Origin of the sequence: Pseudobacteroides sp. (assembly GCF_036567765.1) — a bacterium.
Lineage (GTDB): Bacteria > Bacillota > Clostridia > Acetivibrionales > DSM-2933 > Pseudobacteroides.
Map to the genome: position 1 here is coordinate 144,283 of NZ_DATCTU010000122.1, position 14,521 is coordinate 158,803.

14 protein-coding genes are annotated in these 14,521 nt (G+C 39.4%); 4 read left to right on the top strand and 10 right to left on the bottom strand.

Going from position 1 to position 14,521, the window contains the following annotated elements; translation table 11 throughout:
* Window positions 1-57 precede the first annotated feature (57 nt).
* From VIO64_RS21065 to VIO64_RS21100, 8 genes are all read right to left on the bottom strand, one after another.
* Window positions 58-1,290, bottom strand: a complete 1,233-nt coding sequence (locus VIO64_RS21065) for a DUF438 domain-containing protein (protein ID WP_331921715.1) — start codon at window positions 1,288-1,290, stop codon at window positions 58-60.
* Between the two features lie 12 nt (window positions 1,291-1,302).
* Window positions 1,303-1,530, bottom strand: coding sequence for a DUF1858 domain-containing protein (locus VIO64_RS21070; RefSeq protein WP_331921716.1), 228 nt, complete (start codon window positions 1,528-1,530; stop codon window positions 1,303-1,305).
* 218 nt (window positions 1,531-1,748) lie between these two features.
* A complete protein-coding gene (locus VIO64_RS21075; RefSeq protein ID WP_331921717.1) occupies window positions 1,749-2,456 on the bottom strand; it encodes a Crp/Fnr family transcriptional regulator in 708 nt (235 codons plus the stop codon).
* Window positions 2,457-2,565: 109 nt separating this feature from the next.
* Window positions 2,566-3,348: a DUF6448 family protein gene (locus tag VIO64_RS21080; protein ID WP_331921718.1), complete on the bottom strand. Its 783-nt coding sequence runs from the start codon at window positions 3,346-3,348 to the stop codon at window positions 2,566-2,568.
* Window positions 3,349-3,562: 214 nt separating this feature from the next.
* Complete coding sequence (locus VIO64_RS21085) at window positions 3,563-5,011, bottom strand: sensor histidine kinase (RefSeq protein WP_331921719.1); 1,449 nt, start codon at window positions 5,009-5,011, stop codon at window positions 3,563-3,565.
* The gene (locus tag VIO64_RS21090) at window positions 4,980-5,693 is read right to left on the bottom strand and encodes a response regulator transcription factor (protein ID WP_331921720.1); all 714 of its coding nucleotides are present in this window, start codon (window positions 5,691-5,693) and stop codon (window positions 4,980-4,982) included. The genes VIO64_RS21085 and VIO64_RS21090 overlap by 32 nt, the downstream gene beginning before the upstream one ends.
* 54 nt (window positions 5,694-5,747) lie before the next feature.
* Window positions 5,748-6,383 (bottom strand): hypothetical protein, encoded by a 636-nt coding sequence (locus VIO64_RS21095; protein WP_331921721.1) that lies wholly within the window; start codon window positions 6,381-6,383, stop codon window positions 5,748-5,750.
* A 103-nt stretch (window positions 6,384-6,486) separates the two neighbouring features.
* A complete protein-coding gene (locus VIO64_RS21100) occupies window positions 6,487-7,197 on the bottom strand; it encodes a Crp/Fnr family transcriptional regulator (protein ID WP_331921722.1) in 711 nt (236 codons plus the stop codon).
* A 239-nt stretch (window positions 7,198-7,436) separates the two neighbouring features.
* Here VIO64_RS21100 and cooS point away from each other — a divergent pair, with 239 nt between their 5' ends.
* The 4 genes from cooS to VIO64_RS21120 all read left to right on the top strand — a co-directional run bounded on the left by cooS (window position 7,437) and on the right by VIO64_RS21120 (window position 12,043).
* Entirely contained in the window at window positions 7,437-9,338 is a 1,902-nt protein-coding gene (gene cooS, locus VIO64_RS21105; protein WP_331921723.1) for an anaerobic carbon-monoxide dehydrogenase catalytic subunit, read from the top strand.
* 21 nt (window positions 9,339-9,359) lie between these two features.
* Entirely contained in the window at window positions 9,360-9,869 is a 510-nt protein-coding gene (locus VIO64_RS21110; RefSeq protein WP_331921724.1) for a 4Fe-4S dicluster domain-containing protein, read from the top strand.
* Window positions 9,866-11,155, top strand: a complete 1,290-nt coding sequence (locus tag VIO64_RS21115) for an NAD(P)/FAD-dependent oxidoreductase (protein ID WP_331921725.1) — start codon at window positions 9,866-9,868, stop codon at window positions 11,153-11,155. The genes VIO64_RS21110 and VIO64_RS21115 overlap by 4 nt, the downstream gene beginning before the upstream one ends.
* Window positions 11,156-11,332: 177 nt before the next feature.
* Window positions 11,333-12,043 (top strand): L,D-transpeptidase family protein, encoded by a 711-nt coding sequence (locus VIO64_RS21120; protein ID WP_331921726.1) that lies wholly within the window; start codon window positions 11,333-11,335, stop codon window positions 12,041-12,043.
* 13 nt (window positions 12,044-12,056) lie between these two features.
* On the opposite strand, the gene VIO64_RS21125 is transcribed toward VIO64_RS21120, so the two are convergent.
* Complete coding sequence (locus tag VIO64_RS21125) at window positions 12,057-13,502, bottom strand: DEAD/DEAH box helicase (RefSeq protein WP_331921727.1); 1,446 nt, start codon at window positions 13,500-13,502, stop codon at window positions 12,057-12,059.
* A 118-nt stretch (window positions 13,503-13,620) separates the two neighbouring features.
* The gene (locus VIO64_RS21130) at window positions 13,621-14,322 is read right to left on the bottom strand and encodes a DUF6796 family protein (RefSeq protein WP_331921728.1); all 702 of its coding nucleotides are present in this window, start codon (window positions 14,320-14,322) and stop codon (window positions 13,621-13,623) included.
* Window positions 14,323-14,521: the final 199 nt, after the last annotated feature.

The following is a 14,521-nucleotide window of genomic DNA, read 5'->3' on the forward strand; positions in this document are numbered from 1 at the left end:
ATTTTTGTTATCAAAAGTTAATTATTTATTCTATAAATGGAAATATGCTTCCAAATATCACTGATCTGATACCAGCCTTTTCTCACCGGTTATTTCCTTTATAGGCTTGATGTTCTGTGTCACTTCCAACGTACCAAGAAATTCGTTCTTTTCATTTCTTACAGCAAAGTATCTTATATATACAAACTGGCCTCTCATATTGATCCAGAAGTCTTCATGATCTTTTCTTCCCGACTTTAAATCCTCTATGATTTTTTCCACTATATGAACACTTGCAGGGGGATGGCAATTCTGCACCTGTCTTCCTATTATAGCCTTGGTTCTTGGAAATATCCTTTCCTTTGCTTGAGAAAAATATTTTACCGCTCCATCCTTATCTACAAATGATATGTCGATAGGCAATGTATTAAGCATTGCATTTAATTCTTCTGGAGATAAGATGCCTGTCTCAAACTTTATATACCCATTATTTGATGGGATATCACCTTTTTCTTGTCCTTTTTCTTCAATATTTACTTTAGCAGGCTTCCAATGAGCTTCTGGCTCTATTAAGCAGTAGCCTAATTCATCGCTTTCCCCAGCGATCTTCTGCCATTCGTCTTCAGAGAGTGTCTCTAAAACCATTGGGAAAAGAATATTCTCCTCTTTGAAAATCATATCGGACACTTTATTTACAGCCTCGCTTGCCTTATTCGCCACCTGACCCGGATTGTCGTTATACTTTGAGATAAGTACTTTTGTTTCTTTGATTAATGCACGTATTTCGTCATCTACTCCCCACATAACCTTAGGCGGAGCCGTAATACCGTACTTCTCCATATAGGGAAAAAGCAGGTTTTCCTTTCTCAAATAATGTTTGTCTATTTCCCATAGCCGGTTAAAGTCGCCATTGAGCTCTTTTAATTTTTCACTGCTGCCTGTGCTTTTAAATGCTTCCAGATTGGGATTGATTTTTTCATTAATAAGCCTTTCTATCTCCCTGTTTTCAAGCCTAAATGTATGAACAGGATGCCCCGGTATTTCTTCCGGCTTTTGAGGTCGGTGAATTTCTTCTATTGAGCCCTTAAAAACCGCAGCATGTACATCGCATAAGCGTTGAATTTCTTCCACAGGCATTCCTTCCATTATAAGTCCCTGCTCCATTTCAGAAATCTCAGTAGGTGAAATCCCCTGTATAAGCTCTTCAAAGCGTGGTTTGATATCTTCTACGCTTTTTCCGCTATGAAGCTCCAAAATAAGTTCCTTTAATACCTTTTGCCTGTATTCACGGTTATTAATATATTCACTCATAGTACCGCCTCCCTATTCTATGATGTTATACCCTTTTTTTATAAATTCACTTTTTATTTTTTCCAAGTCCATGCTTTTTATTACCGTGCCTTTGGGAATAGTTACAAAACGGCCTACTGTATTTAAAGACGCTGTATTTGTAATATGATCAAAGCCAAGTTCCTTCATAATTTCAATCAACTGCGGATCTTCTTTGCACAATTCATATACCGTCTTTGATAAGTCCAGTGTTTTTGCCATATTAATTTCCTCCATTTCTATCATCATGAACAAGCTTAATTTGTTTTGTAGTCTTTAATCTAATCTTAATTTATATTTAGTAATCTCTCTGTGATTTGAGTCATAATTTCGTGAGAAATTGCGGTTTGAATACGCTATATTTTCCCAGACACTAAAAAGCCTGGGACTTATATTTCCCAGGCTTTTTAGCTGATCTATTATTTGGTTCAATCAAACTTTTATTTGTAAAGAGCATCCACATCAAGTACTAGAATCTTCTTATTTCCTATCATTTCAATAACCCCTTCATCCTGAAGAGCACTTAATTTTCTGCTTACTGTTTCCCTGGCGGTGCCGATAAAATTGGCTATACCTTCACGGCTTAAAGGCAACTCTACAAGAATCCCGTTATGATGCTTTTTGCCATATCTCTCAACAAAGTCCAATAGCACTCCATTTATACGTGATTCTATACTCTTAGTTCCCATGCTCTGCACTGTTCCTTCAATCTTCTCCATACGGCTGCACAATTCTTCTATGATTTTGATACCTATTTCCGGATAATCACGCAAAAGTCCCTGGAAATCTTCTTTGTTAATCATACAAATATTTGTTGTCTCCAATGCTTCCACATTGTACGAGGCTTCCTGATTCTTCATCAGGTTTTTTTCTCCAAAAAAATCGCCTTGGGCAAATATATAAAGGATCTGCTCCTTACCTTCTACAGTATAACGAAAAACCTTCACCTGTCCTTGATCTATTATAATCAGGCTTTCATGGCAGCTTCCTTCCATTATTATGAGCTCACCCTTTTCGTATTTCTTTTTTACTATAAGGGCAGCTACCTTGCTTAATTCTTCCTGAGCCAGGCCGGAGAAAATGGGAACCCTGGAAACACACAATCGGTGCTGGCAATTCTCACAGTTACATACTGTTTTTTTATTCACACAAATCACCTCCGTACAATTAAAGTATACGCTGTCTTTGTGTAAATAATAATATTTCATACACTTTAAGTCAATACTCTGGCGTGTTGCCATAGAAAAGAAGTAATTTTTATGCTTGTCTGCTTCCAGATTGCTTTTTAAAGAAAGGAATCCCTAAAAGTATTGATGTTAACAAAAATACTGCTGATAGAATCCATGGGACATACTGCAAGTATGAGTTTTCCGCATCAACTTCATTTTTATGGGATTCCCCAATTTCTTTTACTTGACTTGCCTCGGTTTCTTTAGTATGCCCTGCTTCACCGGTTTCCCCATGCTTTTCTCCGCTCTCTTCACCCTCAGCAAGATGGAAAAAGGCAACATATGCTTCTACATACTCTCTCCCGGCTTCCACATCATTAACATCAAAATCCTTTAAGCTCATTACTTTTTCAAATCGCTCTTTTAGTTCAGCCTTATGGTCATCAGGTATAAACTTTTCCAAAGGTGACATATCCCTTGCTTCAATACTTTTGTCTGCAGCCAGTATTTTTTCGTCCACAGGACTTCCAGAAGGCTTAACTCCGGTAAATGGTGCACCTTCTCCCGCTCTATGAATTCTAACCAGGTTTTCAAAAAGATAATTATCCGCAAGCGTTTGTGCTTCAGGGCTTAGGCTTCTTACCTTCATTGAGAGCTCAAATGCCTTTGTCAGCTCTTTCTCTCCTTCGGGCTTCACCCATTTTAAAATGTAATTAATATTATTGTCCTCAATTGATTTCTTTGCATCTGAAACAACCGGACCGTCTACTGTATCACAATGGGCATTAACTACCACCCCAGACAACATTGAAGCTGCTAAAACCGCTATAGACATCCCTGCAATTTTGATAACCTTTCCTATCTTATTCATACATCATGCCTCCTTAAATATTTGTTATTCAATCTGTGTTTGAATATATTTTTATTTTACAAGGCACTTTTGTACTCCATAGGGATTATTTGTGAACTTTTTCGTAACATTAAATCAATTTACAGGTAAGGGCATTTCAAAAAAAACATTATTCAACTATTTTTTGTATAATATCATTAATTCAGCTTTTTGAAATGCCCCATTGACCAGTTAATTATTTGAAAATACCTAAGCTGAAACTAAAAACTGAACCTACGCCTTCGTCACTTTTCACCCATACCTTACCCCCAAGCCTTTCCACCATCTCTTTTACCAGTGCCAGCCCAAGTCCCGCTCCTTCCTTGGACATATGCCTGGTTTCATTTACTTTGTAAAACCTTTCCCAGACTTTAGGCAAATCCTTTTCAGGAATACCAATTCCTGAATCTACTACATGGATATGTACTTCCTCCCCTGCCAGCTCACTTCTTACCTTAATCCATCCCCCTTCTGGTGTAAATCTTACTGCATTGGTAATATAATTAGTCAGAATCCTTTCAATAAAATCTTCATCCCCCAATACGGTGCTCACAGTTGAAAGACACTCACAATCTAAATCAATCTGGTGATCTTCCGCAAGGGCTGTAAGTTTTGATACTACCCTGACAATAATCTCGTTTATATTGACCTCTTTCCCTGTAACTTTTATGTTGGAGCCTTCATATCCGGCCAGATCCAAAAGATTGTTGGCCAGCCTGTATAATCTCTGGGTTTCCTTATGAATAGTCCTTATAACTTTCAATTCCTGTTCTCGATTGTCGATAACTCCATCAAGTATAGCCTCAAGATAGCCTCTTATAGATGTGAGGGGAGTCCTTATTTCGTGTGATGCATTGGCTACAAATTCCCTTTGAATCTTCTCCATCTCACACATCCTATCCCTTTCATCCTCTAAGTCCTTAAGTGACTTTTGAAGTGCACTGCTCATATAATTAAAAGTATCTCCCAGCTTTCCGATTTCGTCATAGCAGTGAATTTTGACTTTTTTATTGAAATTGCCCTCAGCCATTTCCAAGGAAGCCTCGGTAATTTCGATGACAGGCCTGGTTATATTTCTGGAGATAAAGAAACTCACCACAATGACAATTATTACAGCTAACAATCCTGCTACTACAACAGTTTTCAATGCATTCAGAATACTTCCTCTTATTTCTGAAAGAGAGTGGCATATATATATTGCTCCAATCAACTCATCCTGACCGTATACAGGCAAAACAATTGAAAGAACCGGTTCCTTTTCATGACCCGTATTTCCCCTGCTAACAGACAGCTTGCCGTCTAGAGCCTTTTGCAGCTCATCCTCTTCGGGACATTCGTTCTCCAAATTCTTCTCTCCTACCGGTCCGCCGATGATTTCCCCTTTTTTATCCACAACCCAAAGATTCGGTATACTTACCTTATTAAAAATACCGACTGTTTCCCTTACTCTGCTATATTCATTCATTTGCAAGTACGGCCTGACAACTGATGCCATTTCATCTGCTTGCAGGCGAAGCTGCTTTTCTTCAAGCTTAAAATAATAGCTGCTAAAAAAAATATAGAATAGTATGCTTACTATTCCTATACTTAATGAAATAACCAATATATATGTACTAAGAAGTCTCCGAAACAAACTCTTCTTCATTCCTAATCACCTCAAACTTATACCCTACACCCCAAACCGTTTGCAGATAAGAAAAAGGATGCCCGTCTTCAATTTTTCGCCGCAAACGTTTTATATGGGTATCCACTGTCCTCGAATCCCCAGGGTAATCATACCCCCATACCTTATCCAAAAGCTGTTCCCTTGTATATACCCTACCAGGGTTCTTTGCCAATATCCATAACAATTCGACCTCTTTAGGAGTGCAAGGAACCTTTACCCCTCCTAAAAAAATTTCATACTTTGAAAAATCAATAGTCAAGCACTCAACCTCAATAATTTCCTTACCCTGGCTTTTACTCCCCGTCCTCCTTAACACAGCCCTGATTCTTGCTACAACTTCTCCTGGGGAAAATGGCTTGGTAATATAATCATCTCCCCCAAGATTCAATCCCAAAATTTTATCCGATTCCTGGTTTTTGGCAGACAGCATAATAATAGGTATTTGTGACTCGCTGCGTAACTCTCGGGCTACTTGCCACCCATCCTTGTATGGCATCATAATATCCAGAATTATAATATCCGGTTTAAAGCACCTCACTAGCTCTACGGCTTTTGATCCATCACCTGCCGTACCCACTTCAAATCCCTCGGCTTCCAAATACAGCTTTAAAAGCTCTGTTACGTTTTCCTCATCATCCACAACCAGCACTTTATTCCCCATAAAATAGCCCTCGCTAAAAAATTTTTTCATTCTTTTATCAAAGTTTATTATTACTTAAAGTGCCGTGCTAAATATTTTATTGATGCCGCCTTCTGACTTCTTATACTTATACTCACTATTAATGGTTTCAACAAATCCTTTGACCCAGGCTTCCCTAAGATCATAGAAATTCTGCACATCACCTTCTACTTGGTTCCAGTGAGGCCTGTGAAGGCACATAGTTGTCTGCCAGACAAACTCCACATCATTGCTTGAAACAATTTCATTTACCCTGTCACAAGGCATACCCTCCAGGATGAAATCATTGAGTGCATTAAATATTTCCTGGGGAGTATCCGCACTGCTCCTATATTCCCTTGCAGCAGCCTCGCCCTGCTCTCTGTAGATTCTAAGAAACTCAGCCTTGTTTGAAGGCTCTCGCTTCAAGAGTTCCGTAACCAGTGCTGCTTGCCTTAGCTCGGCACTTTCAATTTTCTGCTGCAGCCAGCCGTGAATATTGGAATTGTCTATTACCTCTTCAAGAGGCTGTCGACCTGTTGATTTTCCGAACCTATTGTTAATACTGCTCACCAAATCATCCATGTCCTTATATTTACTCTTTGCATTGTTTACTATCTCATCTTCAATTCCCTCAAACCAAAGGATTTTATTGTACAGCCAGTAGTGTATTTTACCTAGAAAAAGACTCATAATTGCTTCCCCCCATTTCTTTTATATCATTTTTATTTTATACCTGATTATAATCCCGGACTGTGATTGCGATCACAAAAACTGAAATATGCTTTATTACATGTCAGATTGAGCTTTCTAGAGCTTCCTCATTTACTATCAAAATCTTTCTGTTTCCCATAATTTCTATTATGCCTTCATCTTTTAGCAAAGTGATTTTCCTGCTGACAGTCTCCCTCGCCACACCGATGTAGTTGGCCATTTCCTCTCTACTCATGGGAAGCTCAATCAAAGTTCCATTATCTTGTTTTCTGCCGTACTTTTGAGATAGCTCCAAAAGCATCATATTTACCCGCGAATCAACATCCTTCGGGCTAATTTTTCTGAACATGGATTCCATTTTTTCAAGCCGGTCACACAATACATCCATAATCTTAATGCTAATACTTGGAAACTTTAATAGAAGTTCCTGGAATTTTTGCCTCTGTATCATACAAACAACAGTATCTTCCATTGCCTGTGCATTAAAGTCAGCCTTTCTGTCATGGATAAGGTTGCGTGCTCCGAAAAAATCCCCATTGGTTAGAATATACATGATTTGTTCCTTTCCATCCTGGGAATAGCCATAAACCTTTATCTTACCTCTGCTTACAACAATAAAATTCTGGGGTACGCTTCCTTCCGATATGACTAGAGAATCTTTTTCATACCTTCTCTGCACTATCAAAGAAACGACCTGCCTTAATTCATCCTTGTTGAGGGATGAAAAAATAGGAACACGCCCGGCACACGACATGTGCTCATCCACTGTACAACTGCAACCTGTAACTTCCACTTAAACACCTTCTTTAACAAGTTCACCATAATCTCTTACGCATCAAGAATAGTTTTACCCATATATTATTAATTAAAAACTTTTATTTTGATTAAAATTTCCAGTTAAACAACCCCTAATTTGCAATTTCAAAGTGATTGTAATCACATACTTCGAATTGTTAAATTGTTAACATAGAGTCAGAGAAATTGATAAATGGGCTATGAATTATCGAATTTTTATCAGGAGGTATAAATATTATGACACAATGTATAGGTGATTGCAGAACATGTACATCTTCACATGCTTCTATTCAGGAAATGCACATACGAACAAAAGAGCTTGGAATAAAGACGACATTTGACAGATACCAGGATCAGCTCCCGCAGTGCGGCTTCGGGATGGAAGGTGTATGCTGCCAGCTTTGCTCCCATGGACCTTGCCGAATAACTCCCAAAGCACCGAGAGCAATTTGCGGAGCTACAGCAGATACTATTGCCGCCAGAAATATGTTAAGACTTGAGTGTCACGGCCTTTCAGCTTACTGCCACCAATTGGAGGAGGCTATCGATACCTTAAGGGCTACTGCACAGGGCAAGACCCCTTATACTATATATGAAGAAGGTAAATTAAGAGAAGTTGCAGCTCTTCTTGGGCTTGACAATAAAAAAGAAAAGAACGCATTGGCAATTGATCTTGCAGATGCCATAACGAATGAACTTAGAAAAGGAACAAATGAACCCTTGAAACTGGTAGAGCTCCTTGCACCAAAGGGCAGGCTTGAGAAATGGGGCAAGCTTGGAATTATTCCTGGCGGACCCTTATCTGAGCTAAGAGACGCAATGACAATGACAATGTCCAATATAAACACAGACCCTGTGAGCCTCTTGCTCACTGCAATGAAGCTTTCAATTGCAACAGGCTATATGGGGTTGATTGCCACAATTACTCTTCAGGACATCATTTTGGGTAATCCACAGATAGGAAAAACAGAGGCTGATCTTGGTGTAATAGATCCGAATACAGTTAACATTGTAGCCCATGGTCACGTTCCATATGTGGCTGTGGCAGTTCTTAACGAAATTGCCAACAATAAGGAGCTGCAAAACCGTGCAAAGGCACTTGGTGCTAACGGCATCAAGCTATACGGTTCAATGGATACAGGACAGGAGTTGCTTCAAAGAATGGGTACTGCCGGAAAGGGTTATGCAGGGCAGCTTGGTAACTGGCTTACACAAGAACTCATGGTGTCCACTGGTGCAATTGACCTTGTTATGATGGACTTAAACTGTTCCATTCCTGGTATGAAGCTTGCGGCTGACAAGTTTCATACCAAGGTTGTATCAGTATCCCATGTCATAAGAATGGAAGGGGTAGATACAAATATCGACTACAAGCCTGAAAAGGTTAAGGAACAAGCTGTAGAGCTTATCAATCTTGCTTTGGAAGCATATAAAAACAGGGGCAAGGTAAATGCAGTTCACATTCCTAAATATAAATCCGAAGTAGTCGCCGGTGTAGGCGTTGAATCACTGCTTAACGTCCTTGGCGGAAGCTTGGACCCGCTCCTTAACGTAATAAAGGATGGTGCAATTAAAGGTATTGCAGCTGTTGTTGGATGTACTAACAACAGAAACGGCCATGACTCATCCTCCATCACTCTAATAAAGGAACTTTTAAAGAGAGATATCCTGGTCATAACCTCGGGATGCGTCTCTAGCGGTGCTCAGATTGAAGGCCTCCAGACACTGGAAGCTGCAAAATACGCAGGAGAAAAGCTCAAGGGAATATGTAAAGCCCTTGGTGTTCCCCCTGTATTAAACTTCGGTTCATGTATAGACATCGGAAGGATAGGTATTGCAGTAACAGCTATAGCCAATGCACTTGGTGTTGATACCAGCGACCTTCCTGTAGCAGCATCAGCACCGGAGTATCTTGAGCAAAAAGCTGTAGCCGACGGTTTCTTTGCAGTAACCTTTGGACTTCTCACCCATCTTGGCCCGGTTCCGCCGGTTGCGGGAGCACCTGGTGTTGTAAGGATTCTCACACAGGATGTTGAAGCTTTGGTAGGCGGTAAGGTATGCGTTGAGCAGGATATGGTAAAAGCGGCTGAAGCCATTGAAAGCCATATTGTTTCTAAAAGAAAAGCTCTTGGTATTTAGGAATAAGGGAGGCAAGTTTCTATGAAGAGAATATATGTTATCAAAGAAAAATGTAATGGTTGCATGAACTGTGTGGTAGCTTGCCAGAAGGCACATGCCGATTCGGAGTTTTATGCATCGATCAGAGATTCCGAGCCTACAAGGATACACCTTCAGGTGGTTGAAAGGAGCCCTGTGCCCCTGGTATGCCGTCACTGTGAGGAGCCTGCATGCGTTAAGGCCTGTATGACCGGAGCAATGCAGAAGGATGAGAAAACAGGCATTGTATCAAATGAGTTTAATCCTCAAAAGTGCATCGGCTGCTGGATGTGCGTCATGGCCTGTCCATTTGGGGTAATATCCCTCAAACAGGATGGTGACAGAAAAATTGCCGTCAAGTGTGATATATGCGTCAAAAGAGGATCACCGGCCTGCGTGGATTCATGTCCAAAAGGTGCTATAGTGTATATGGAGGATGAAGAATTTGCAGAATACAAGAGGCAGTTGTCTCTGGAAAACATTGCTTCAGATCAGGGTGGTGATGAACAGTGAAGTACCTTATTATTGGAAACGGAGCTGCGGGCATAGCCGCAGCTGAAAAAATCCGCAAGCTTGATGAAAATGGTGATATATCCATCATTTCTTCAGAAAAATACGCGGTCTATTCAAAGTGCTTGCTTCCGGATTTTTTATCAGGGGAGCTCTCCGAGGAAAGATTATATATACGCAATATAGATTTTTATGAGAAGAATAGTATTAATATTCATTACAGCCAAAAGGTTACCGACATTGATTTCAAGCTAAAAAAAGTAATGACTGAAAATACAGATGATAATATTAAATCCTGCTCAATTTATGAATATGATAAGCTTTTGATTGCAACAGGCAGCACCCAGCTTCTTCCCCCGATAGAAGGTATAAGTCAGTCCAACACGTACTTTTTAAGTACCCTTGATGATACAAAAAGGATCATAGAGGACTCTAAAGACGCAAGGAAGATTATAATCATCGGAGCGGGTTTCGTGGGGCTGGAAGCAGCGTTTAACCTTTATAAAAAAGGCAAGGAGGTAACTGTCATTGAAAGAGCTCCGAGAGTGCTTCCGGGACAATTGGATGAAATAGCCTCCGGTATGATTCAAAACGGTTTGGAAGAGGAAGGAATACGACTTGTTTTAAATGCTTCCATTTCAAAGGTGACTTCCTCTATTTATTCAAACATCGTAAAGATGTTTACAGGGGTAAATACCAAGTCAGTTATTTTAGATGACGGGCGAAGGTTCAAAGCCGACATGATTATTGCCGCAGCGGGCTCAAGACCTAACCTTGGCTTTATGAAAGCTCAGAAATTAGCTGTGGGTAGGGGTATTACAGTTGATAAATACATGCAGACTTCAATAAAAGATGTGTATGCAGCTGGAGATGTTGTAGAATCCATTGATGCCGTAACTGAAGCAAAATCTTTAAGCCCTATTTGGCCAAATGCGGTAATTCAGGGCGAAACTGCCGGAAGTAACATGGCCGGCGTAGCTCGTGAGTTTAGCAGTCTTATCAGCATGCAGAATGCTTCAGAATTCAGGGAAATTCCTATGATTTCAATGGGAATCACAGCTCCTGATGGTCCAGAGTATGAAGAATACCTGGACTATAGGCCTATAGATGTGGTTTACCGCAAGCTGGTAATAAGAGATGATACTATCGTTGGGATGATTTTTCTCGGGGACATCAAGAATTCAGGTGTAATAGGTGCACTAATGAAGCAGAAGATCAATGTGGGCAAGCTTAAAAGTAATTTGCTGAATCCCAATTTCGGGTACAGTGAAGTAGGTTTTTTATCATGAGTTAGCATATAAGATGCACATAAGAGGCTGATGCAAAACCACCACTTAATCACATAATACTGTGCAGATTTGAAAATATAGATCACAATATTATCCGGTTAAAAGGTATTTTGCAGCAGCCTATTTCTGCTATTCTATATTCTTTCATACCGCATATATATTTATGGGGTGGAATTGATGATTTTAATTATAAAAAAAGGCAAACTTTTTTTGCTTATCTCCCTCATAATAGTTTCAATAGTATTAGCAGGCGGTTATCTCATTTATTGGGTGCAAAGCAGCAGAGCAAAACATGCCATAAAAAATCAACCTGAATATATGATACTGGTGCAAGTAGACGAAAAAACATTATATTTATATGAAGATGGTAAATGCATAAAGCTATATCCCATAGCATCAGGCCACCCGAAATGGCCTTCTCCCATAGGCAGTTGGAAAATCGTAAACAAAAGTAAATGGGGTGAAGGGTTTGGCGGGCATTGGCTGGGTTTGAATGTCAAGTGGGGTGAATACGGTATTCACGGCACTACAGATCAGGGCTCCATTGGAAGGGCCGTAAGCCATGGTTGTATACGAATGTTCAACTGGGACGTAAAAGAGTTATATGACACTGTTCCAACAGGCACACCTGTGATAATCAAAAACGGAACCTTCGGCCCTTTTGGAACAGGCTTTAGGGATCTAATACCCGGGGACAGGGGAGCAGATGTCCTGGCTGTCCAAGTACGACTTAAGGAGCTTGGTTATTTCAATGGATACGAATCGGGAATATATGAAGATGATTTAAAAAGAGCCTTGATTAAATTTCTGAAGGACAATAACCTGGAAGTAGACACTACAATTACCCGTAATGTCTACAATGCCATGGGTCTTAAGGAATTTGAATAAGCAAAGAAGCATATTAAATATCGACTCTGCTTACCTTACGAATCCTTCCCTTTATAGGTCTGCCCTGCAATTCCTCCAAAACCAATTCTCCTTTATTGTTCAGTACTTCTACAAAAGTTGATACATCCATTATATTGATGATGCCTATGTCCTCCGAAGTCATGCCTTTTATGTTGCAGAGAGTGCCCACAATATCAACGGGTCTCATCTTTGTTTTCTTACCTGCATTGATGTGCAGTTTCATTATATCCTTGCTGAGTTGTGCACCCTTTATTTCTTTAATTTCAGGTGCAGCATTTGTCTTCTCAATAAAATCCTGCTTTAAGCTGCTTACAGTTTCTCTTTCAGGCTTTTCCTTCAAGGGAATTTCCTTGCCTATATATTTATGTATATTGTTTAGCAGCTTATCTTCATTTGGAGTTACAAAGGTTATTGCTCTTCCTTCTTTATTTACACGCCCTGTTCTGCCTATTCTGTGAACATAGCTTTCACTGTCCCTAGGTATATCATAATTGATGACAAGTGAAATATCATCTATATCAATACCTCTTGCTGCTACATCCGTTGCAATAAGGTATCTGAAACAGCCTTGCCTGAAGTCATTAATAGCTCTTAACCTGTCACGCTGCTCCATTCCTCCGTGAATCTTTTCACAAGCATAATTTAAATTGGCCAGCCTATTATAGACCTGATCCACCATTTGCTTTGTATTACAGAATATTATACAGCTGTCTGGGTTTTCAACTATTGTTATATCGCGTAAAAGCTGCATCTTTTCTCGTTGATCTACGACATACCTTTCCTGATATATTCTCTCAATCGCAGGATTTTGATCCTCTATTTCCACGTAAATAGGTTGTCTCATGTATTTTTCACATAAAGCCTGTATATCTTTAGGCATTGTAGCTGATAGAAGGATTGTCACCCTCTCTTTTGGCAAGCCGAGTATTATAGTTTCAATTTGCTCGATGAAACCCATATCAAGCATTTCATCTGCTTCATCCAAGACAAGGTATTTTATTTTTGATGTATCCAGTGTATTTCTTTCAAGATGGTCTATTATACGACCAGGTGTGCCAACTACTATGTGAGTCTTTTGCCGTATCTCCTTTTCCTGATTATAAAAGGGAGATTTGCCTACTATTGCAGCTACTTTAAGCCTTTTAAACCTGCCTATATTAAAAATATCTTCTTTTATCTGTATGGCAAGCTCTCTAGTAGGCGTAACCACTAATGCCTGGGGCTTGTTCTCCTCCCAGTCGGTTAAATGGCAAATAGGGATAGCAAAAGCTGCAGTCTTTCCGCTTCCGGTCTGGGACTTCACTATAATGTCCTTTCCATCCAATACAGCGGGTATAACTTGGTGCTGAACACATGTAGGCTTTTTATAATTCAGAATGTCTACTGCCTTTTTTATTTCATCACTCAATTTATAATTATCAAAATTGTTTTTTTCCATTTTCCCTTCTCTTTCTATATATTTTGCAATAATCACTTTGCATTAGTAAGATATTGCAAAAATTTTCTTGATTGATATACTGCAAAAAATCAGTCTTAATAATGCAAATGCACACGCTTCAACGGTCTTCAGTGCTTTTTAATTTTTTATAAATCACAAACGTTGACAGACACATAAATGTCAACGTAGATATATTAAAACACGCCGGACCCATAAACCCGCCAATGGGGGCAGGAAGTATAAAAATTAGCGGAAATAATAAAAGCGATATACAAAGTGGGTTAAATACCGCCATCCATTTAGGATACCTTGTTTTGCCTCTAATTATTAATACTGCATAAATTATTGAGCTAAATAAAAGCTCTGCCAGCATAATAAAAACTATTATATTCCAATAGTAATCAAACTTTTTTACCAACTCCAATGTAATTTCATTTCCAATTCCGGCTTGGTGATGAAGTCTCCAGCCTGTTCCGATATAAGCATATGATACATGAAACGCAACTCCCATTATTAGTGCATGGGCTTCTATAAGCACTACTATCAGCTGCATAACTCTTCCTGATGGCTTCAATCCCTGATAAACAGATATCAGTCCAGCCAGCTGAAAAGGTAGCACAATTATACCCATAAAAGCACCTGCAGTTATTCTCCAATCCGGCAAATAAGCCATACTTTCAGTTCCCAGCTTAAGAAATGAGCTTGCTGAATTGGGTCGCCCAATCAAAATAAAATCACTTATTATTGTCAGCAGCACACCTGCAATGCCTACAAGCCCCAATACCAGAACATTTTTTGCCTTTCCGCCCTTATCTCCCAAAAGTTTTTCACCTTTCTCTACAATTAAATGATATATGGAAATCAATTATATCATAATTAAAGGCCTATTAATACCAAATGAGCCTATTATCTTGCTTTATTCTCTTACCTTAATTGCCTCAACCGGACATTGCTCTTGAACATCCTTAACTTCCTCAATTTATGTATCTGTGACTTATATCACATAAAAAAAACTGCAA